This is a genomic window from Nocardia australiensis (assembly GCF_020733705.1).
GTDB lineage: Bacteria > Actinomycetota > Actinomycetes > Mycobacteriales > Mycobacteriaceae > Nocardia > Nocardia australiensis.
In genome coordinates, this window is sequence record NZ_JAJFZM010000017.1 from 337980 (window position 1) to 357898 (window position 19919).

19 protein-coding genes and 2 tRNA genes are annotated in these 19919 nt (G+C 64.9%); 5 read left to right on the top strand and 16 right to left on the bottom strand.

Features of this window, described 5'->3' with window-relative positions; genetic code table 11:
• The first annotated feature begins 99 nt into the window (after nucleotides 1-99).
• Nucleotides 100-282, top strand: coding sequence for a DUF5302 domain-containing protein (locus LKE06_RS30765; RefSeq protein WP_228002954.1), 183 nt, complete (start codon nucleotides 100-102; stop codon nucleotides 280-282).
• A 118-nt stretch (nucleotides 283-400) separates the two neighbouring features.
• Here the strand turns inward: LKE06_RS30765 and LKE06_RS30770 are convergent.
• The 4 genes from LKE06_RS30770 to LKE06_RS30785 all read right to left on the bottom strand — a co-directional run bounded on the left by LKE06_RS30770 (nucleotide 401) and on the right by LKE06_RS30785 (nucleotide 3141).
• A tRNA-Glu gene (locus tag LKE06_RS30770) sits at nucleotides 401-473 on the bottom strand.
• Nucleotides 474-638: 165 nt separating this feature from the next.
• Nucleotides 639-710 (bottom strand) — tRNA-Gln (locus LKE06_RS30775).
• Nucleotides 711-845: 135 nt separating this feature from the next.
• A complete protein-coding gene (gene gltX / locus LKE06_RS30780; RefSeq protein ID WP_228002955.1) occupies nucleotides 846-2318 on the bottom strand; it encodes a glutamate--tRNA ligase in 1473 nt (490 codons plus the stop codon).
• A gap of 46 nt (nucleotides 2319-2364) precedes the next feature.
• Nucleotides 2365-3141: a fumarylacetoacetate hydrolase family protein gene (locus tag LKE06_RS30785; protein ID WP_228002956.1), complete on the bottom strand. Its 777-nt coding sequence runs from the start codon at nucleotides 3139-3141 to the stop codon at nucleotides 2365-2367.
• 375 nt (nucleotides 3142-3516) lie between these two features.
• Here LKE06_RS30785 and LKE06_RS30790 point away from each other — a divergent pair, with 375 nt between their 5' ends.
• The gene (locus LKE06_RS30790; protein ID WP_255650117.1) at nucleotides 3517-4659 is read left to right on the top strand and encodes an MFS transporter; all 1143 of its coding nucleotides are present in this window, start codon (nucleotides 3517-3519) and stop codon (nucleotides 4657-4659) included.
• Nucleotides 4660-4931: 272 nt separating this feature from the next.
• Here the strand turns inward: LKE06_RS30790 and LKE06_RS30795 are convergent, their stop codons facing one another.
• Nucleotides 4932-5939 carry a 3-isopropylmalate dehydrogenase gene (locus tag LKE06_RS30795; RefSeq protein ID WP_228003280.1) on the bottom strand — a complete coding sequence of 336 codons (1008 nt, stop codon included), beginning with the start codon at nucleotides 5937-5939 and terminating at the stop codon, nucleotides 4932-4934.
• Between the two features lie 295 nt (nucleotides 5940-6234).
• A complete protein-coding gene (gene serA / locus LKE06_RS30800; protein WP_228002958.1) occupies nucleotides 6235-7833 on the bottom strand; it encodes a phosphoglycerate dehydrogenase in 1599 nt (532 codons plus the stop codon).
• Nucleotides 7834-8532: 699 nt separating this feature from the next.
• Between serA and LKE06_RS30805 the strand changes: the two genes are divergently transcribed.
• Nucleotides 8533-8817 carry a hypothetical protein gene (locus LKE06_RS30805; protein ID WP_228002959.1) on the top strand — a complete coding sequence of 95 codons (285 nt, stop codon included), beginning with the start codon at nucleotides 8533-8535 and terminating at the stop codon, nucleotides 8815-8817.
• Here LKE06_RS30805 and LKE06_RS30810 read toward each other — a convergent pair.
• Complete coding sequence (locus tag LKE06_RS30810) at nucleotides 8814-9359, bottom strand: winged helix-turn-helix transcriptional regulator (protein ID WP_228002960.1); 546 nt, start codon at nucleotides 9357-9359, stop codon at nucleotides 8814-8816. The genes LKE06_RS30805 and LKE06_RS30810 overlap by 4 nt on opposite strands.
• A 144-nt stretch (nucleotides 9360-9503) precedes the next feature.
• Between LKE06_RS30810 and LKE06_RS30815 the strand changes: the two genes are divergently transcribed.
• Nucleotides 9504-9650 (top strand): hypothetical protein, encoded by a 147-nt coding sequence (locus LKE06_RS30815; RefSeq protein ID WP_228002961.1) that lies wholly within the window; start codon nucleotides 9504-9506, stop codon nucleotides 9648-9650.
• A gap of 78 nt (nucleotides 9651-9728) precedes the next feature.
• Here LKE06_RS30815 and LKE06_RS30820 read toward each other — a convergent pair whose 3' ends face one another.
• The 3 genes from LKE06_RS30820 to LKE06_RS30830 all read right to left on the bottom strand — a co-directional run bounded on the left by LKE06_RS30820 (nucleotide 9729) and on the right by LKE06_RS30830 (nucleotide 12401).
• Nucleotides 9729-9932 (bottom strand): cold-shock protein, encoded by a 204-nt coding sequence (locus LKE06_RS30820; protein ID WP_040693519.1) that lies wholly within the window; start codon nucleotides 9930-9932, stop codon nucleotides 9729-9731.
• A gap of 265 nt (nucleotides 9933-10197) precedes the next feature.
• A complete protein-coding gene (locus LKE06_RS30825; RefSeq protein WP_228002962.1) occupies nucleotides 10198-11433 on the bottom strand; it encodes an MFS transporter in 1236 nt (411 codons plus the stop codon).
• The gene (locus tag LKE06_RS30830) at nucleotides 11433-12401 is read right to left on the bottom strand and encodes an NAD(P)/FAD-dependent oxidoreductase (RefSeq protein ID WP_228002963.1); all 969 of its coding nucleotides are present in this window, start codon (nucleotides 12399-12401) and stop codon (nucleotides 11433-11435) included. The genes LKE06_RS30825 and LKE06_RS30830 overlap by 1 nt, the downstream gene beginning before the upstream one ends.
• Before the next feature lie 125 nt (nucleotides 12402-12526).
• On the opposite strand from LKE06_RS30830, the gene LKE06_RS30835 reads away from it, so the two are divergent.
• Entirely contained in the window at nucleotides 12527-13105 is a 579-nt protein-coding gene (locus tag LKE06_RS30835) for a helix-turn-helix domain-containing protein (protein WP_228002964.1), read from the top strand.
• A 207-nt stretch (nucleotides 13106-13312) separates the two neighbouring features.
• Here LKE06_RS30835 and iolD read toward each other — a convergent pair whose 3' ends face one another.
• The 6 genes from iolD to LKE06_RS30865 form a co-directional block, all read right to left on the bottom strand.
• Nucleotides 13313-15160 carry a 3D-(3,5/4)-trihydroxycyclohexane-1,2-dione acylhydrolase (decyclizing) gene (gene iolD, locus LKE06_RS30840; protein WP_228002965.1) on the bottom strand — a complete coding sequence of 616 codons (1848 nt, stop codon included), beginning with the start codon at nucleotides 15158-15160 and terminating at the stop codon, nucleotides 13313-13315.
• Nucleotides 15161-15344: 184 nt separating this feature from the next.
• Nucleotides 15345-16232: a 5-deoxy-glucuronate isomerase gene (iolB, locus tag LKE06_RS30845; protein WP_228002966.1), complete on the bottom strand. Its 888-nt coding sequence runs from the start codon at nucleotides 16230-16232 to the stop codon at nucleotides 15345-15347.
• A gap of 13 nt (nucleotides 16233-16245) precedes the next feature.
• Nucleotides 16246-17139: a Cgl0159 family (beta/alpha)8-fold protein gene (locus tag LKE06_RS30850; protein WP_228002967.1), complete on the bottom strand. Its 894-nt coding sequence runs from the start codon at nucleotides 17137-17139 to the stop codon at nucleotides 16246-16248.
• Nucleotides 17130-18077, bottom strand: a complete 948-nt coding sequence (gene iolC, locus LKE06_RS30855; RefSeq protein ID WP_228002968.1) for a 5-dehydro-2-deoxygluconokinase — start codon at nucleotides 18075-18077, stop codon at nucleotides 17130-17132. The genes LKE06_RS30850 and iolC overlap by 10 nt, the downstream gene beginning before the upstream one ends.
• Nucleotides 18074-18859: an ATP-binding cassette domain-containing protein gene (locus LKE06_RS30860; RefSeq protein ID WP_228002969.1), complete on the bottom strand. Its 786-nt coding sequence runs from the start codon at nucleotides 18857-18859 to the stop codon at nucleotides 18074-18076. The genes iolC and LKE06_RS30860 overlap by 4 nt, the downstream gene beginning before the upstream one ends.
• Nucleotides 18856-19908: an ABC transporter permease gene (locus LKE06_RS30865; protein ID WP_228002970.1), complete on the bottom strand. Its 1053-nt coding sequence runs from the start codon at nucleotides 19906-19908 to the stop codon at nucleotides 18856-18858. The genes LKE06_RS30860 and LKE06_RS30865 overlap by 4 nt, the downstream gene beginning before the upstream one ends.
• Nucleotides 19909-19919 lie beyond the last annotated feature (11 nt).

Sequence of the window (19919 nt, forward strand, 5' to 3'; positions counted from 1 at the left end):
GTTAGCGTCGAAACGTTCGACAAGAATCGGCCGCGCACCATCCACCCGCCGGGCACCCCGCACGGGGCCGGGCGCGGCCGCGACGACGAGGAGCATGCGATGGCGGAAGCAGATAGTTCCAACAGCAGTGCCGAAGAGGTGAAGCGCAAGTTCAAGGAGGCGCTGGAACGCAAGAACCAGAACTCTGCCCGCGCGGCCGATCACTTGGACGGACGATCGAAGGCATCGTCCGCACACGGCAACGCCAGCCACAAGCGCGAGTTCCGACGCAAGAGCGGATAGACCCGCAGATACGAGCAAGGCCCTCCGGACACCGGACCGGAGGGCCTTCGCCATGTCAGAGCGTCCCCGAAAACGAGAAAGGCTCACGCTCTTGTGAGCGTGAGCCTTTGACAAGTTGTAGCCCCGACGGGATTCGAACCCGCGCTACCGCCTTGAGAGGGCGGCGTCCTAGGCCGCTAGACGACGGGGCCAGGACTGATCCCCCACTTTCGTGGTGATCATCCGTGTGATCTCGAGATCGTAATGATCTTCCGATCAGAGGAAGCTCGGCTAGCTTAACCGGCCGAAGCTCGGCGACCAAATCGCCGGTTGCTGTTGATCTTTCGGCCGCGAACCGAGGTCGACAACAATCTCCGCTGGGGTACCAGGACTCGAACCTAGAATGGCTGAACCAGAATCAGCTGTGTTGCCAATTACACCATACCCCAATGCACCGGGCGCTCGGCCTCGTGTCTGGCTGACTCCGAGGCCGTGTTCCTGGCCGAGAAAGAGAGTACCAAACAGCGCCCGGTTAACTACAAATCGCCTGGTCAGAGACCGGTTTTTGGCTCTCGCGGCCGTCGTCAGACCGTTGCGGCCCATTCCCGCGCCGACCGCAACCGCTCCAGCGTGGTCCCGCGACCGAGCAGTTCCAGCGACTCATACAGCGGCGGGCTGATGTGCGAACCGGTCACCGCGACCCGCACCGGCGCGAACGCCTTACGCGGTTTGAGCCCCAGATCGTCGATCAGCGCACTTTTGAGCACATCCTCGATGGCGGCGGTATTCCATTCCGGCAATGACTCCAGCGCCGCGACAGCCGCCTGCAATACCGGAGTGGCCTCGGGACCGAGATTCTTCGCACCCGCGGCGGGATCAATCGCGAAATCTTCGGCGGGCGCAAACAGAAAACGCAACAGGTCCCACGCATCGGCCAAAACCACGATCCTGGTCTGCACCAGTTCCGCAGCCGCAGCAAACGACTTCTCGTCGATTTCAGCGCCGATGTGGTTGTGTTCGGTCAGGTACTCACGCAGTCTGTGGGTGAAATCACCCGACTCCAGCAACCGGATATGTTCGGCGTTGATCGCATCCGCCTTCTTCTGGTCGAAACGGGCCGGATTCGAATTAACTTTCGAAATATCAAAGGCGGCGACCATCTCGGCCATCGAGAACACATCGTGATCATCCGCGATGCTCCAGCCGAGTAACGCGAGATAATTCAGCAAACCCTCCGGAATGAATCCCCGATCGCGGTGAACGAACAGATTCGACTCCGGATCGCGCTTGGACAACTTCTTGTTGCCCTGCCCCATCACGAACGGCAGATGACCGAACTCCGGGGTGAAATCCGCGACGCCGATTCGGCGCAGCGCACCATAGAGAGCAATCTGTCGCGGCGTCGAGGAGAGCAGGTCCTCGCCACGCAGCACATGGGTAATCTTCATCAACGCGTCATCGACCGGATTGACCAGCGTGTAGAGCGGGTCACCGCTACCACGGGTGAGGGCGTAGTCCGGCACACTACCCGGCTTGAACTTGGTCTCACCGCGCACCAAATCCTGCCATGTGATGTCCTCGTCGGGCATCCGAAGCCGTATTACTGCGGGCCGACCGGCATCGCGGTACGCCTCGATCGCCTCCGGTGTCAGATCTCGGTCGTAGTTGTCGTAACCGAGCTTCGGATCACGCCCCGCGGCGCGATGACGCTGCTCGACTTCCTCTGGCGTAGAAAAGGATTCGTACGCTTCTCCGGCGTCCAGCAATTTCCGCACCACGTCGAGGTGCAAATCCCGTCGCTGCGACTGCCGGTACGGCCCATAGGGGCCGCCGACTTCCGGCCCCTCGTCCCAGGTGAGGCCGAGCCAGCGCAAAGCATCCAGAATTGCACGGTAGGAATCCTCGGAATCCCGTGCGGCGTCGGTATCTTCGATACGGAATACGAACTTGCCGCCGACATGGCGCGCGTACGCCCAGTTGAACAGCGCGGTCCGAATCAGGCCGACATGCGGTGTCCCGGTGGGTGACGGGCAGAAGCGGACCCGTACTTCAGTCATGGCTCCCTTTCGATACAGGTTGTTTCGAGCGACCGGCGAGCAGTCGCTAGTGGCGTTTAGCGGCAACAGGATTGGTGAGCGTACCGATACCTTCAACGGTCACAGACACGTTCTGCCCGGACTGCATCGGACCGACGCCTTCAGGGGTTCCGGTGAGAATGACATCGCCCGGCAGCAATGTCATTACGGCGCTCACCCACTCGATCAGCTTCGGAATATCATGTAGCAGAAGCGAAGTGCGGCTACGCTGCCGAACCTCACCTTCCAGCTCCGTGACGATCTCCAGATCCGATGGGTCCAGGGATGTTTCGATCCATGGGCCGAGCGGGCAGAACGTGTCGTAGCCTTTTCCGCGTGTCCATTGACCGTCGTGGCGCTGCTGATCGCGGGCGGTCACGTCGTTGGCGGCGGTGTAACCGAGCACCACATCGAGGGCGCGAGCGGCCGACACATCCTTGCACGGGCGACCGATCACCACGGCCAGCTCGCCCTCGTAATCGACCTGAGAGGAACTGGGCGGCAAGACGATCGGCGCATTCGGGCCGATGATCGAAGTGCTCGGCTTGAGGAAGATCACCGGATCGGTAGGCGCGGACCCGCCCATCTCGGCCGCGTGCGCGGCATAGTTCTTACCGATGCACACCACCTTGCTCGCCAGGATCGGTGCGAGCAGGCGAACATCGGCCAGCGGCCAACTCCGCCCGGTGAACGTCGGCGTACCGAACGGATGCTCCGCAATTTCCTTGGCGACGGTGTCGCTTCCCGCTCCCTCAATGCTGACGAAAGCGACCCCATCGGGACTGGCAACTCGACCTAGACGCATGCGAGCAGTGTATTTGGCCGCGCGGGCGCGGCGAGGCGCGGCCCTCGTGAGCTGTGTTGAATGGCGACGCTCCGCGCCGCGAGGCGTGGCCCTCGTAACCTCGGGTCTTCCCTCCTCCGCTCCTCCGCTTCGCTCCTCCGCTCCGTCAGTCCAGACCCGAGGCGGGCCATGCCAGAAGACATACAGAGGAGTTGGGGTGCCTGCACGGCGTTGTTCGGTGTGACTCGATGGACAGCTCTTGGGGAAATCAGCTTGCGCGGCGGGTGTACGGTAGGTCTCGTAATTCACACAGTGGGAACATGTTCTCATATTATGAGATTCTGAGGTGACGTTGTGGCGGCCGTGACAGAGGTTCGTGAGGTTCGACGGCGGTCGATGCTCGGTCTCGGTGTGTTCGCACAGTCCTCCAGCGCGGTTTTCATCCACGGGGTCCCCTTCCTGCTGCCGGCGCTGACCGCGGGTGGCATGCCGCTGGCGACGGCCGGACTGTTGGTAGCGATGCCGACTGTCGGGCTGGTGTGCACCCTGATCGCCTGGGGTTATGTCGTCGACCGCATCGGCGAGCGGAAGGTGCTGGTCGGCGGCCCGTTGCTGATGTTGGTGGCGGGTATTTCCGCCGCTACCGCGTCGAACCACATCGCCCTCGGCGTCCTGTTGTTTCTGGGCGGCATCGGTGCGGCGAGTACCAATGGCGCGAGCGGGCGGGTCATCGTCGGCTGGTTCCCGCCGCATCGGCGCGGGCTGGCCATGGGGATCCGGCAGACCGCGCAGCCGCTCGGTGTCGGCGTCGGCGCGCTGGCGATTCCCGCCGTCGCTGCGGCACAAGGGGTTTCGGCGGCAATCCTGGTTCCTGCGATCATGGCTGGCATCGCCGCGATCGGCTGCCTGATCTGGGTCGTCGACCCACCGCGCCCCGAAGGCAAGGCCGCCGATCGAGCCAACCCGTATCGCGGCGTATCCACACTGTGGCGCATCCACGCGGTGTCCGTATTACTGTGCGTCCCACAGGGAACGGTGTGGACCTTCGCGCTGCTGTGGCTGCACCGCGACGTCGGCTGGTCACTGCCCGCCGCCGGACTCCTGGTCACCGCGACCCAAATCCTGGGCGCCTTCGGCAGAATCGGCGCGGGCCACTGGTCGGATCGGATCGGCAGTCGGCTGGGCCCGCTGCGCACAGTCGCGATCGCGGCCGTAATCTCCATGGCTGCACTGGCTTTCGCCGCCTGGACGCACGCGTGGTGGGCCGCCATCCCGCTTCTGATCGCCGCGTCGGTCATCACCGTCTCCGATAATGGCCTGGCCTTCACCGCCGTCGCCGAAATCGCGGGCCCCCACTGGAGCGGTCGCGGTCTCGGCATCCAGAACACCGGCCAAAACCTCGCAATGGCCGCCATCCCACCGGTTTTCGGCGCCCTGATCACTGCCACCGGGTTTCCGGCAGCCTACTTGGCGGCCGCGATATCAGCGGTCGCGGCAGTCCCCTTGGTCCCTACCAGTCGAGCAACCCAACAGTATTGACCTTGCGCTCACATCCTGGGCGGCGCTACCCAATGATTCGCTTCGACCCCGGCCACGCTCACGCGGCCGGGGTCGTTCGGTCAGTCACGGATGTCGGATACCCTCGGACACAAAGCCTTCCGAGATCCCGGCGACCGTGACGTCAGAATTCGAGAGAACCGGCTTGTCCCCACACCAACTCGAAGTTCGGTGCGTGGAGCAGCGCTGCCGCATACGGGCTGCTCGCTCAGTCCGCTTGCGAGTTGGCCTTCGTTCGTTCTACCGCGACCGAATCAGACGGCGGCGGCGATGCGGTCGCCGACCTCGACAGTGGAGGCGGTGCCGGCGCGCGAGACCAGGTCCTTCGCGACCGCGGACTCGATGCGGGTGGCGGCATCGGTATTGCCGAGATGGTTGAGCAGCAACGAGACCGAAAGGATCGCCGCGGTCGGGTCGGCCTTGGACTGGCCCGCGATGTCAGGCGCGCTGCCGTGCACCGGCTCGAACATGCTGGGGTTGGTGCCGGAGGCATCGATATTGCCGCTGGCGGCCAGGCCGATACCACCGCTGACCGCGGCGGCGAGGTCGGTGATGATGTCGCCGAACAGGTTGTCGGTAACGATCACATCGAAGCGGCCCGGATCGTTGACCATGTGAATGGTGGCGGCATCGATGTGCTGGTATGCGATCTCGATGTCGGGGAACTCGGCGCCGACCTCACTCACCGTGCGCTGCCACAGCGAACCGGCGAAGGTCAGCACATTGGTCTTGTGCACCAGAGTGAGGTGCTTGCGACGGGCCTGCGCCTTGGCGAAGGCGTAGCGCACGACGCGCTCGATGCCGAAACGGGTATTGGTGCTGACCTCGGTCGCGACCTCATGCGGGGTATCAACGCGGATGGCGCCGCCGGTGCCGGTGTAGGGCCCCTCGGTGCCCTCGCGCACGACCACGAAGTCGATGTCGGGGTTGCCCGACAGCGGGCTGGTGACACCCGGGTACAGCTTCGAAGGCCGCAGGTTCACGTGATGGTCCAGCGCGAAACGGGTGCGCAGCAGCAGGCCACGCTCCAGCACACCGCTCGGCACCGACGGGTCACCGATCGCGCCGAGCAGGATCGCCTCATGCTGCTTCAACTCCGGCAGCACCGATTCCGGGAGGATCTCACCGGTCGCGTGATAACGCTTGGCACCGAGGTCGTATTCGGTCTTCTCGACCCCGGGCACCACGACGTCGAGCACCTTGAGCGCCTCGGCGATGACCTCGGGACCGATTCCGTCACCGGGGATGACAGCAAGCTTCATGACAACAATGCTCCGTTCCGTATTGCCGGTCACCGGCAATGCCGGGTTCATGACGAGCTGTGCGCACCCGCCCTGGTATTCGGATGTCTGCGCGGGTCCGGGGCGGACAGCAGCACCGTCACCGTACTTGGTGGGCCGCACCGGTCCGTCGTCGGGCGTGTCGCGCGAAGCTCGTTCGTGATCACTCGGCGACGTCACCGTCTCCGCACTCATCACGCCTGTTGCGCGCCGCCACCAAAGGTGGCGGCGCGCAACAGAATTCGTGAACGACCCGTGACGACGTCCCGCCGATCGGTCAGATCAGGTCGACGAGCACGACCTTCGCGGCGCCGACAGCCTCGACGATGGCGGCCTGCACGTCGGCACGCACGTCACGGTTGACCCGCAGCACCACCGTGGCGCCTTCCTTGTCGACGTCCTGGCTCAACTGGGCGGCGAGAATGTCGATCCCCGCCTCGCCGAGCTTGGTGCCGATTTTGCCGAGCGCGCCCGGCTTGTCCTCGTAATTCAGGACGGCCAGGTTGAGGCCCTCGGCGCGCAGGTCGTAGTTGCGGCCATTGATGTTGACGATCTTCTGGACCTGCTGCGGCTCGGTCAGCGTGCCCGCCACATTCAGCGTGCTGCCATCGCCGAACACCGCGCGCAGATCGACCACGCTGCGATGGCTCGGGCTCTCCGACACGGTGGTCACCTGGGCGGTGATGCCACGGTCCTTGGCGAGCGCCGGCGCGTTCACGAAGGTGACCTGGTCTTCGACCAGTGCCGAGAAGACCCCACGCAGTGCCGAAAGCTCCAGCACCGCAACCTCTTCGGAGGCCAGCTCGCCGCGCACCTGCACCTCGACGCTGACCGGCAGCTCGTTGGACAGGGCACCGAGCAGGGCGCCCTGCTTGCGCACGATATCCAGCCACGGCGCGACGGAATCACCCACCGCACCACCGGTGACGTTCACCGCGCCCGGCACGAACTCACCGGCCAGGGCGAGCAGCACCGACTTCGCGACATCGGTGCCCGCGCGGTCCTGAGCCTCCGAGGTCGAGGCACCGAGGTGCGGGGTGACGACGACCTGCGGCAGCTCGAACAGCGGACTATCGGTGCACGGCTCGGTTTCGTACACGTCCAGGCCGGCGGCCCGCACGTGTCCGGACTTGATGGCGTCGGCGAGCGCGGTCTCGTCGATCAGCCCGCCGCGCGCGGCGTTGACAATGATGACGCCCGGCTTGGTCTTGGCGATGGCCTCCTTGCCGATGATGCCCTTGGTCTCGGGGGTCTTCGGCAGGTGCACCGAGATCAGGTCGGCGCGCTCGAGCAGCTCGTCCAGCGGCAACAACTCGATGCCGAGCTGTGCGGCGCGGGCAGGCGACACATAGGGGTCATACGCGACGATCTTGGTTTCGAAGGCGGCGAGGCGGGCGGCGAACAGCTGACCGATGCGGCCGAGACCGACGACACCGACGGTCTTGTCGAAGATCTCGACACCATTGAACTTGCTGCGCTGCCAGGTGTGCTCGCGCAGGGTCGCATCGGCGGCCGGGATCTGCCGCGCGGCGGCAAGCAGCAGAGTGACCGCGTGCTCGGCGGCGGTGTGGATGTTCGAGGTGGGCGCGTTGACGACCATGACGCCACGCTCGGTCGCCGCGGGCACATCGACATTGTCGAGGCCGACGCCGGCGCGGGCGATGATCTTCAGGTTCTTGCCCGCATCGAGCACTTCCGCGTCGACGGTGGTCGCCGAGCGAACCAGCAGTGCGTCGGCGTCGGCGACGGCCGCGAGTAGCGCGGGGCGATCGGGGCCGTCGACCCAGCGGACCTCGACACCGTCGCCAAGCGCGTCGACGGTCGACTGGGCGAGCTTGTCGGCGATCAGAACAACAGGGCGGCCTGCTTGGCTCACGGTGGAGTACTCCTGGGGAGAAAGGGATCGGCAATTACCGCCGCTCAGCTTAGTGGGCGAGGATTCACCACGGCCTACCACCCGGTGGGCGAGTGACGTCAGTGCGACCCGAGGGGCCGATACGAACGCAACCGGTCCCGGTGCCGTTAGGCATCCGGGACCGGTTGGAGGTCGAATCAGGCGACCGTCATTCGTACTCAGCCGCCGAACGAGCCGGTCCACAGGGTGCTGAGGATACCGTGCAGGGCCGCGCCCACAGTGCTGAAGAGACCGTCCAGAGCGGCGCTACCGGTGTCGATGATAACGGGGATCATGATTACCTCTCATTGAAAAAACACTCCAGAAGAACTGGCTGACATGTGGCCTATCGAGGCCGGAACAAATCCGGTTACAAAATTCGGAGCAATTGTGACGCAGACTACATCGGCCATCAAAGGTGAGCTGGACAACCGTCCATATATGCCCTGATCAGCGGCAACATGCCCTAATAGGTCGTGGCCAATTTTCGATTCCTCTAATTACTTCAGCGAAGGATCAATACTTCGAGTTGTTAAGAGAAAGCTGAAAGGAGTCTGAGGATAAATTGAATTGACCGTATAAACGCGGTGCGCACCGGAGACCCGGCAGCACGCTGATTTCCGACCGATCGCCAACCCGGTCGCCATCAGCGGGCCGCCGAACCCGGCCCGATCATGTGCGATGAACGCGAGCAGACACGAGTTGGCCGCGTCCAAGGTCGCGGTATCGGTTCGCAGCGCGGATGGCGTCATGTGGATCAACGCATGGCGACCTCACAGGAGAGCACTCGCGGTGCGTGAGCATCCCACCACCGCCGCCGCGCCGATGCACCTACCGACGTCGATGGAGCAATGCGAGGTGCCCGCGAATTCGGTTGCGGCCGTTGACGAATTGACCGAGCTCGAGTCACGTACGCGCGAAATGGGCAGTGGCGCCGCACTGGCCGATGCACGGCCGCGAAACTAAGCCTCGGCCATAGCTTCCTCGTACGCCCGCGCGAGTCGCTCGGTGGCGCTCGGTCCGCCGTGATCGGGACGTGGGATTGCGAGATGCGACTCGCGCAGTTCGTCCATGAACTCCGCCCATAGTTCCGACCCACCGGCCTCGAGCAACTCGGCACGAACGCGCAGCTGTTTCGTGGTCGGCCGATGTCGCAGGCCCCATGAGCCGAGCTGGGCCATGATCGGCACCAACTGAATGGCGGGTTCGGTCAGCCGATACTCGGCCTTCTGACCGGGACGGGCATCCGCCCGACTGAGCAGGCCCGCCGCGACCAGCCGCTTCAACCTGTCGGACAGGATATTCGAGGCGATTCCCTCCTCCGACCCGGCCAGCAGTTCCCGGAAGTACCGGCGATTGCCGAACATGACGTCACGCAGCACCAGCAGTGTCCATCGATCCCCGATCACCTCGATTGTCGCGTTGATCGGACAACCCGAGCGTCCCTCGTCGCGCATGCGGTGTTCCTCCTCGGCGAACTTCTTCGAACTGCCGATTGCAATATACAACTGGTTGCGATTATCGCATGAGCAAGTGATTGCATAGAGCAATCAGATGACAACGAGTTGACTGTGCCGAAGCTACGCGTACATAACCTCGCTTCCTCGCTTCCTCCCGGCGGGCGATGTCGGCATCGGCGCAACCATCATGGGGTGCAACACGTTCGGGCCGATCGTCCCATCCTGCTCGGCGCGGGCGAGCGACCCTACGACGATCCGGGAACGTTGCCCGGATACGAGTGCACGTCGGTGGTCAGTTCCCCTCCGGTCACGCACGCACAGTTCGCCAAGGTCTCTTGAACGACGAAATCTTCCCCCGGATATGGCAAGAGGCCCGCATCCCCTGCCGGGTGCGGGCCTCTCAGAAGTCACGCTTGATCAGATAGCGCGGACGTCCTGGGCCTGCGGACCCTTCTGGCCCTGGCCGATCTCGAACTCCACGCGCTGGCCCTCTTCGAGGGACCGGAAACCCGAGCCGGAAACGGCCGAGTAATGCACGAAGACGTCAGGGCCGCCTCCGTCTTGAGCGATAAAGCCGAAGCCCTTTTCGCTGTTGAACCACTTCACACTGCCTTGAGCCATGTTCTTTACTTCTTACTTCCTGTAGGCGAGCCGAGTAGATCACTTTGATAAGCCCGGTCTCGCCGTCAACAATGCCATCATCCGACGAATTACTCCACATCTGACACCCCCCACTGTGAGCAAACCGACGTTCCCAGGGCGCGACGGTCACGAATCCGGGCGCGGAACCAGACCCCGGAATCGGCGCTGACGGCGGGCGCTGGCAACAAACCGGCGCCCACCCGATCGCCATATTGCGGTCGCACAACGATCTCGGTCTTGACCCTCAGTACGGATCCGCGGCAACCGCCGCGCGCTCCGTTGCACGCGGCTGCCGTGCCCGGTCGCGGAGAATCAGCGGGACAACGGCCGCGGCAAGTCCGGCTCCGATAAAGCACACCGACGTAAGGGCAGCCCCTCGAGTGAGCGTGGCGGCAGCTAGAACGGGGGTGATGCTGATGCCCAGTTGGAAAGCCGACACCGTGGTGGCACCGGCGAGGGTCGGGGCATCGGCCGCGATCGCGAAGACGCGGGCGTAGATGGCCGGATTCAGCACGAAAGCGGCGATGCCGAGCAGGAATATCGCAGGCACCGCTGCCCAAACCAGAGGCATTACGACAACCAGGACGACCGAAAGGATCACGATCGCCGATGCGCCGGCGAGTAGCGCGAGGTGAGGGCGCCGATCGGAGACACGGCCGCCGATCGACAATCCGATGAAGGCCCCGACACCGAAGAGCGCGAGAACCGCCGGGATCCAGACTGCGGGGACAGCGGTGATGTCGGCGAGCATCGCCGCCAGGTAGTTGAACGTGATCATGTACGCCGCGGTGGTGAGGACCGTGATTGCGTAGACGCACCAGAGCATCGGTTTCCGCATCATGGCGAGCTCGCGCGACACACTCGGCCCGGTAGTCGTGTTGGCGTCCGCGTCGTCGGCGGGAAGTCCGAAGCGACAGCCGATGATCCCGGCGACCGTCAATGCCACCACGACCCAGAAGCCGCCGCGCCATTCGATGAAATGGCTGAGCAGCGTGCCGGCGGGACCACCGGCGATCATTGCCACGCTGAGGCCACTGACCACGATTCCAGCGGCGCGGGCGTTGCGGTCCGGCGTCACCAGGCTGATCGCGGTCACCGACGCGACAGCGAAGAAGCCCGCGTAGGCGATCCCCGAAATCATCCTGGTGATCAGCAAGATCTGGTAATTGCCGACCAGTCCGACGGCGACGCCGGCCGCGAAGACGCCCTGGGTTACCACCAGCGTGGTGCGGCGAGGCCAGCGCAGGCTCAGCACTGCCAGGGGCGGGCCGCCGAGTACGACTCCCAGCGCGAATGCCGTGATCAAGAAACCTGTTGCGGAGAGCGAGGTATCGAGGTCGGTGGCGACCGCGGGCAGTACGCCTGCCAGCAGGAATTCCGCGGTTCCCATCGCGAACAGGCTGAAACCCAGCAGGTACACACCGATGGGCAGCCGTTCGGAGCGACTGACTCGGGACCTCCGCGTGTCGGTGTCGGCCATCAGTTGACGCCCCTGACATCAAGCAGGCCCGCCGAGACAGCAGCGGACAGCTCCCGATCGAGCAGCCAGCCGGTCATGCTGACGGCGGCGGTTGAACCCGCGCCCGCGGCGGCGATTACCTGGGCACGCGGGTTGACCACATTCCCGGCCGCCCAGACCCCGGCGCAACTCGTCGCACCTCCGGAGTCGACGGCGACGAGTCCGCTCACGGGGTCCCTGGCCGCACCCAGTGCGGCGAGGATCGCGTCGTGGGGCACTGGACGCGGTGCCACGAAGATGGCCGCACACCGGACTGCCGCGCCGTTGTCGAGTTCGATGGTGACCGCGTGATCGCCCGCGGCGTCCGCGCTGGTCACCACCCGCGTCACGCCCACGTCGATCAGGCGCACGCCGTAGGCCGTGAGGCGCTGCCGCTCGGCGACGCTGACTTCGATGCCGTTGACACAGAACGTCACATGCGAGCTGTAGCGGCGCATCAGCGCGGCAAGATGGCTCGACACCGCCCCCATCGCGCTACCGATTACGGCGATGGTTCGCCCCCGCACTTCATAACCATGGCAGTGGGGGCAGTGGTGCACCTCGGATGCCCACCGCTCGGCCAGGCCCGGGATGTCTGGCAGCTCGTCGGCCGATCCGGTTGCCACCAGCACCGACCGAGCACGCACGACGCGGTCGCCGTCGACGCACAGCTCGAACGTGCCGTCGGATGCGCGGCGCGCGCCGGTCACCGATGCCCGCACCAGCGTCCCGCCGTAACGGGTCAGCTCGGCTTGCCCGCTGAGAACAAACTCGCTCGGACGCATGCCATCGCGGGTCAGATACCCGTGCATGTGGTCGGCCCGCCCGTTCCTCGGCGCACCACCATCAACGACCAGGGTGGCGAACTGTGCCCTCGCGAGCACGACCCCGGCCGACAATCCGGTGGCTCCACCGCCGACGATGACCGTGTCCCACAACACCTCTGACACCGATCCATCAGTTGAAAACGTTCTCGCGTCCATTCGGATCACCTCCGCTCACAGGATCGCGACCGTCAACCGATATCGACAACTACTGTTGCTGATTCCGGGACACATTTGGTTGACTGCGTGTCATGAACGAGCAACCGAGCGTCGGTGCCGTGATCGAACAGATCGCTCCTCGCCTGCGGCATGTCCGCGAGAAGAAGGGCCTCAGTCTGGCCGACCTCGCACGAGCCACCGGCATCTCGACCAGCACGCTGTCGCGGCTGGAATCAGCGCAGCGCAAGCCGAGCCTCGAACTCCTGCTACCGATTACCGCAGCACTGGGCATCCCCCTCGACGAGATCGTCTCCGCGCCCCGGATACTCGATCCGCGCGTGCCGCAGCAGCCCACTAAAAAAGACGGCCGCGTCCTGATCCCGTTGTCACGACATCAGGGCGAACCACGCGCATACAAGATGACCATTCCGTCGCACGACGAACAGCCCTACCTTCGGACCCACACGGGCTATGAATGGCTCTACGTACTGCGCGGACAACTCCGCGTAAAACTGGGCGACCACGACTTCATCATGGGAGTTGGCGAAGCAGCCGAATTCGACTGCCAGATTCCGCACTGGTTCGGCGCCGCAGGACGTGGCAGCGTCGAACTACTCAGCCTCTTCGGAAAGCAGGGCGAGCGGATCCACCTCCGCACCACACAACATTGAGGCAGAAGGCACGTGTCAGCATCGGGGCGTCGGGCCGACCTCGACGAATCAGCCGATCAGGAAGACCGAGACCTCGTGCGAACGGCGTCGAGGTCGACCCGCGGCCTCCGATGCGTTGTCGGCGTCGCCGACAGCGATCGAGATGGCGGGTGGGATCGTTGCGGCTGTCCGGATGACGGTGCGTGACAGCGGCCGATGCGGGTGGCTCTACAGGTAGCGCAGTTGTCGTGACTTCGCTTCCTGGTAGGCGGCCCAGCCTGAAAGGTGTTCGGGGACACCGACTTCCCACCAGGCTCCGGCCTCCGTCCAGGCGGCGGGCCGGGTGCGGACCACGAGCACGGCCGGTCGGGACTCGGCACGGGCGGCGACGCGGGCGTGGGCGTAGGCGGCGCGGAATTCGGTGAGATCGGTGGCGGTGAATGTAACGCAACCCAATGCGGTTGCGTGGCTCGCGAAATCGACACGGGGCGGTTCGGTGTGGTTGGTTCGGCAATCGGCGTAGAAGTTGTTGAACGGCTCGCCGCCCTGGCCTTCCTGCAACCGCGCGATCACCGCGTAGCCGTCGTTATCGCAGACGACCGCGACAAACGGGTGTCCGGCGAAGGACGCCGAGAACAGCTCCGAATTCAGCATCAGATAGGAACCGTCGCCGAGCATGGTGGTCACCAGGCCGTCGGTGTGCGCCATTGCCGCACCCCACGCACCCGCGAGTTCGTAACCCATACAGGAGAATCCGTACTCGACATCCATCGTTGGCGCGCCGCCGGACGCCCGCCAGCCACCGACCAGCTCACCTGGCAGGCCGCCCGACGCCGTCATGACGTAGTCGCCCGGATCGCTCAGCTCGTTGACGATGCCGACCACTTGGGCGTATGTGGGGGCTCCTCCGGTGGGGGCACGCAGCGAATCGATGTGGGCGTCCCATGCCGTGCGCGTCCGGCTCGCACGAGTCGACCAGTCGACATCGGCTCGCCAATCCTGGCCGGTGGCGGCGAGATGCGCCGCCAGATCCGCGAGTGCCGCGTCCGCGTCGCCGACAACCGCGAGGGCGCCGTGCTTGACGGCATCGAAGCGGGCGGCATTGATCATGACCAGCGTGACGTCAGGTGCGAATACCGTCCACGACGCGGTGGTGAAGTCCTGCAGTCGCGTGCCAACCGCGAGTACCAGGTCGGCTTCGCCCGCCAATGTGTTCGCGGAGGCCGCGCCGGTAACACCCAGCGGGCCCGCGTACAACGGGTGCGAATGTGGGACGAGAGTGCGTCCGGCGGTGGTCTCCACGATTGGCATACCGTGGCGCTCGGCGAATTCGATAGCACGGGTGCCCGCACCGGAGTACCGGACGCCGCCGCCGAGCACCAGCAGCGGCCGGGTCGACGCACGTAATGTAGCGGCAGCATCGGCAATGGCACGATCGTCGGCGCGGGGGCGGATGAGCCGATGCACGACCGGTTCGAACAATTCCCCAGGAAAGTCGGCGATTTCGGCCTGGACGTCCTGCGGCAGTGCCAGCGTGACGGGCCCGGCATCCGCGGCGTCGGTCAGCACTCGCGCGACCTGAGGAAGCGTGGCAATCAGCTGTTCGGGGCGAGTGATCCGGTCGAAATACCGACTCACCGAGCGGAACGCGTCGTTGACGGTGCGGGTGGGATCGTCGAAGTGTTCGACCTGTTGCAGGACGGGATCGGGCGCGCGACTCGTGAAGGTGTCGCCCGGAACAAGCAGCAGCGGAAGGCGATTCGCGTGCGCGACCCCCGCGGCGGTCACCATGTTCAACGCGCCGGGACCGATCGACGAGGTAGCGACACCGACCTGACGCCGCGCAGTGGCCTTGGCCAGACCGACGGCGGCGAGGGCCATCCCTTGCTCGGTATGTCCTCGCCACACCGGAATCTCGTCGCGACGCTCATGCAAAGCCGTACCGAGACCCAGCACATTGCCGTGTCCGAAGATCGCGAAAACAGCGGGAAACAAGGGAACTTCGCGGCCGTCGATGGTCTCCGAACACTGGGCGATCAGCCATGCCACCAATGCCTGCGCCGTGGTCAACCTCATGCGTGCCACCTTTCGATGTGAGCCCCCTTGTCAGGTGAGCCGTTCGGCCGACCACCAGCCATTTCGACAATCACGCCATGACTACGCGAAGACCAAGGACACCATTGCGATTGCCCCACAATCGGATTCATAGGAATGCCCCTCGTGATCGAGGCTGCGCACTGGCTGGTACCGCATCCACGATTCATGAGCAGCGGCCGTTATGGTCGGTGACCGGACAGCGCGGGTCGAGCGGTTGGTCGGCCCAGCTGTCGCGCACCCAACTGTGGGTCGGGTCGTCGCAGAAGGCCATCGAACGTTCCGGCGCTGGGCCTGCCAGCACGTTGAGGTAGTACATCGGATAGCCCGGTGCGGCGATGCAGGGCCCGTGGTAGCCGTGTGGCACCAGGAAGACGTCGCCGTCGCGGACGGCCACGTTCTCATCCAGCGTTCCGTCGACGGTGTAGGTACGGTGCATGCCGAAACCCATTCTCGACGTAGTGATTCCGTCGCGCCCGGCGATGCGGAAGTAGTAGATCTCCTCGTTGATCACCTCGCACACACCGGCCTCGTCATGCTTGTGCGGCGGATAGGAGGACCAGTTGCCGTCCGGGGTGATCAGTTCGCAGGCGTTGAGTTTGTCGGCGTGGTCCCAGATTCCGGGCACCCCGAAGTTGGTGACCTGCCGTGTCGCAGGCCCGGCACCACGCACCTCGACCGGAACCTTCTCGGCTGGACCGTATTTCGGCTCGAGCCGATTCGCGCACCGCGCCATCGGCAGCGCGACCTCGAGCCCGCCGACCGTCGACAACTCGACTTCGGCGTCACGCGGCACATAGACGAAGTCGGTGACACGAGCGAAAACCGAATCCCGCCCGGCCAATTCGAACTCCAGCCCATCCACCCGCACCGTGCACGCACCGGCGAGAGGCAGCACGAAAGCCTCGTACTCTCCGGTGCGAACCATTCGCGTCTCCCCCGCCCCCAACCGCAGTACACGCAGCCCGGCATAACTCCACCCAGCCCGTTCGGCATCGAGTAGCACCGGATCCAGCCCGTCGGCCAACGTCCCAGCCGCACGCAGCAACCTCACCGCCACACCCCCATCATCGAGCCTCCCGCAGCATTTGGGCGGCGGCGTCTACTGCGGTTGCTACGTCACCGTCGGGCGGGTACAGGAGGGATCGGCCGATCACCAGGCCGCGCACGACATCGTGACTCATTGCGACACCCCAGGCGGCGAGGTCAGCGGCGGGGTCGCCGGATGGGGTGCCACCGAGAACCACGACCGGCAGTGTCGTCGCATCCAGGACCGAAAAGTCTTCTGGTGCGGGGATTTTCAGCCAGGTGTACGCGGAGGTGACACCGAGACCCGACGCTACCGTGATCGCGCGCGCCAGCGCGGGCGCGTCCCGGCTCATCACCAGCGCGCCGGAGTGGTCGCGGTGATAGGGCAACGGTTCGACCATGGCCATCAGTTCGTGCGCGGCCAATTCGGAGACAGCCTGGGCGCAAGCGTGCAGTGTCGGAATGGTGCCCGCATCGGCATCCACCAGGCGCAGCAGCATTTTGCCGCCGTCGAGGCGGAATCGGACCAGTGCGTCAGCGTCGTATCCGGTGAAGCGGTCGTCGATTTCCCATTCGGCACCGGCCAGGCCGCCGCGGTTCATCGAGCCGATAACGATCTTGTCGTCCAATGCGTCCAGGAGCAGCAGTTCCTCCACCACATCCGGGGAACCGAGAACGCCGTCCACCGCCGGGTGCGCCAGTGCGACCAGCAGTCGCTCCAGCAGGGTGCGTCGATCCGCCATGGCCGTCAGATCGGAGCCGACACCGAGCGCGCCGCGCGCGGGATGGTCGGCGGCGACGAGGAAGAGGGTCTCGGTGCCCGACAGCAGGGTCGGTCGACGACGCCGCTTGGCGTAGGCGCGCTCGATGGCGGCCGGGTCGGTTACCCGCACGCGCAACAGTTCCAGCCAGCGCTCATCGGTCAGATACACAGCACCTCCTCGATTTCGGTGCTGGTCGGCATCGCGTCGGCGCAGGCGAGACGCGAGGCGACCAGCGCACCCGCGGCGTTCGCGTAGGTGGCGATCCGTTCGGGCTCCCAATCCGAGAGCAAACCGTGGATGAGGGCACCGCCGAATCCGTCGCCCGCGCCTAGCCCGCACACCACCTCGACCCGGCACGGTGGCACCGACCAGCGACCCTGTTCGGTGGCTACGAGGACGCCGTCGGCACCACGTTTGATGACCGCCAGCCGGACGCCGCGCGCCAACAGGCGGTCGGCCGCCAGATCCGGGTCGGCGGTGCCGACGGCCACCTTGGCCTCGGTTCGGTTGCCTACCACCACATTCACGTAATCGAGCATCCAACTGATCTCGGTACGTGCGGTGGACTCGTCCGGCCAGAACATCGGCCGATAGTCCAGATCCAGCACGGTATGTCCACGGCGAGCGCGTCGTTCGAGAACACTGCGCTGGGTAGAGCGCGCGGGCTCGGCGCTCACACCGGTACCGGTGACCCAGAGCAGCGGCACGGAATCAACTATGTCCCAAGGTATCTCGTCCTCGGCAATGGTGAGATCCGGAGCGATCGGTGCCCGATAGAACAGCAACGGCGGGTCGCTGGGCGGCGAGAGTTCGCAAAAGACCACCGGGGTCAGCAGATTCGGCGCGGTCGTGACGTAGCGCGATGAGACGCCGAAACCATCCAGCGCGTTCCGCACGAAATCACCGAAGCCGTCGGGCCCGACCTTGGTGAGCACGGCCGAGCGCCTGCCGAGTCGGGCGGCGGCGACCGCGACGTTGGTCGCGGTGCCACCCAGGAACTTGACGAACGTCTCGACCTCGGCCAGCCCGACGCCGCTCTGCTGCGGGTACAGATCGACGCCGACTCGACCGATCGTCAGAGCTTCCAAACCCCCGGCATCTCTCATGACGTCACCACTCGCTGGAGTTCGTGCTGCAGCGCGTCTAATTCCGCGCCGCCCGCCATTTGGCGCGTCAACTCCTGGACATCGATCTCCGACTTCTCGTAGGAACCCAGCATCGCACCGCGTTTGAGCAGCAGGAACCGGTCGCCGACCGGATACGCGTGGTGCGGATTGTGAGTGATGAGCACGACACCGAGCCCACGGTCGCGAGCCTGGATGACATACTTCAGCACCACGCCGGCCTGCTTCACACCCAGTGCCGCGGTCGGTTCGTCGAGAATCAACACCTTCGCGCCGTAATGGACGGCGCGGGCGATGGCCACGCACTGTCGCTGGCCGCCCGACAGTGTGCCGACCGGCTGCTCCATGTCGTGGATTTCGATCCCCATATCCTCCAGGGCATGTCGCGCGATCTCACGTCCCTTGCCACGATCGAGCAGCCGGAATGGACCGTAACCGAAGGTCGGCTCGGAGCCGAGGACGAAGTTCCGCCACACACTCATCAGCGGCACGACAGCGAGATCCTGATATACCGTCGCGATGCCACGATCCAAAGCCTCTCGGGGAGAGAAAAATCGGGTCGCCGCGCCATCGATCCGCAGTTCGCCGCGATCATACTGGTGCACGCCGGCCAGAATCTTGATCAGCGTCGATTTGCCCGCACCGTTGTCGCCGAGGATGCAGGTTACCTGTCCCGCGTTCACGACCGTGGTGACGTCCCGCAATGCGACCACACCGCCGTAGCTCTTACCGATATCGATCGCTTCGATCAATGGAGTAGTCATCGGCGTACCCTCTCGGCTCGCTTCTGGAATCTATTGTTGACCAGCACCGCGGCCAGCAACAGCACGCCGAGGAACAGCATGAACCAGTCGCTGTCCCATCGGGCGAACACAATGCCCTGACGCGCCATACCGAAGATCAGCGCTCCGATCGCGGCCCCGACGGCCGAACCGAAGCCACCGGTCAGCAGGCACCCACCGACCACCGCCGCAATGATGTAGTGCAGCTCCAGCCCCACACCTTGATTCGCCTGCACACTCGCGAAACGCAGGATGCCGCACGAACCGACGACCCAGCCCGCGAACGCGGTCGTCATGAACAGCACGATCTTCGTCCGGTCCGCGGGCACACCGACGGCGCGGGCGCTCGGCAGTGAGCCACCGACCGCGAATATCCAGTTGCCGAACTTGGTGCGTACCAGCACAACCGCGGCGATCACGGTCAGCACCACCCACCACACGACCGATGCCTGCAAATGCGTGTCACCGATATTCAACGTCGACGCGAATACCCAGCCGGCCGAGTTGTAGCCATCAGCACTACGAATGCCGGACACCTGAACGGTTCCGGTGACCAGCCGTGTGACACCGAGGTTGAGACCTTGCAGCGCAAGGAAAGTGCCTAGCGTGACGATGAAACTCGGTAACCCCGTTCGCATTACCAACCAGCCATTGAACGCACCGACGGCCAGCGCGAACACCAGCGAAACCAACAGTGCCGCCCAGACATTCCAACCCCCGTTCACCGCGAGCAACGCGGTCACCAAGGCCGTGGACGCGGTCATCACCCCTGCCGACAGATCGAACTCGCCGCCGATCATCAACACCGCCACCGCGACCGCCATGATGCCCAGCGTCGAGGAATCGTCAAGCCAGGTCGCGATGCCCAATGGGCTCAGGAACCGGTCGGTGATGATCGAGAAGAACGCGAAGACCAGCATCGCTCCGAGTAGCGCACCGATCTCCGGTCGGACCATCAGCCGCTGCAACAGCGAGGGGCCGTCCGGCGCATTCGCCTGCGTGGTCTCGGAAGTTTTTGTGGCAGTGCTCATGTCATCTACTC

Excerpts from the sequence above, each read along its gene's own strand:
- gltX (WP_228002955.1), bottom strand. The coding sequence starts at position 2,318 with ATGACTGAAGTACGGGTCCGCTTCTGCCCGTCACCCACCGGGACACCG.
- LKE06_RS30860 (WP_228002969.1), bottom strand. The coding sequence starts at position 18,859 with ATGACTACTCCATTGATCGAAGCGATCGATATCGGTAAGAGCTACGGC.
- LKE06_RS30820 (WP_040693519.1), bottom strand. The coding sequence starts at position 9,932 with ATGGCTCAAGGCAGTGTGAAGTGGTTCAACAGCGAAAAGGGCTTCGGC.
- iolC (WP_228002968.1), bottom strand. The coding sequence starts at position 18,077 with ATGAGAGATGCCGGGGGTTTGGAAGCTCTGACGATCGGTCGAGTCGGC.
- LKE06_RS30865 (WP_228002970.1), bottom strand. The coding sequence starts at position 19,908 with ATGAGCACTGCCACAAAAACTTCCGAGACCACGCAGGCGAATGCGCCG.
- LKE06_RS30835 (WP_228002964.1), top strand. The coding sequence starts at position 12,527 with ATGAACGAGCAACCGAGCGTCGGTGCCGTGATCGAACAGATCGCTCCT.
- LKE06_RS30825 (WP_228002962.1), bottom strand. The coding sequence starts at position 11,433 with ATGGCCGACACCGACACGCGGAGGTCCCGAGTCAGTCGCTCCGAACGG.
- LKE06_RS30795 (WP_228003280.1), bottom strand. The coding sequence starts at position 5,939 with ATGAAGCTTGCTGTCATCCCCGGTGACGGAATCGGTCCCGAGGTCATC.
- LKE06_RS30785 (WP_228002956.1), bottom strand. The coding sequence starts at position 3,141 with ATGCGTCTAGGTCGAGTTGCCAGTCCCGATGGGGTCGCTTTCGTCAGC.
- LKE06_RS30805 (WP_228002959.1), top strand. The coding sequence starts at position 8,533 with ATGAACGCGAGCAGACACGAGTTGGCCGCGTCCAAGGTCGCGGTATCG.
- LKE06_RS30790 (WP_255650117.1), top strand. The coding sequence starts at position 3,517 with ATGCTCGGTCTCGGTGTGTTCGCACAGTCCTCCAGCGCGGTTTTCATC.
- iolD (WP_228002965.1), bottom strand. The coding sequence starts at position 15,160 with ATGAGGTTGACCACGGCGCAGGCATTGGTGGCATGGCTGATCGCCCAG.
- LKE06_RS30765 (WP_228002954.1), top strand. The coding sequence starts at position 100 with ATGGCGGAAGCAGATAGTTCCAACAGCAGTGCCGAAGAGGTGAAGCGC.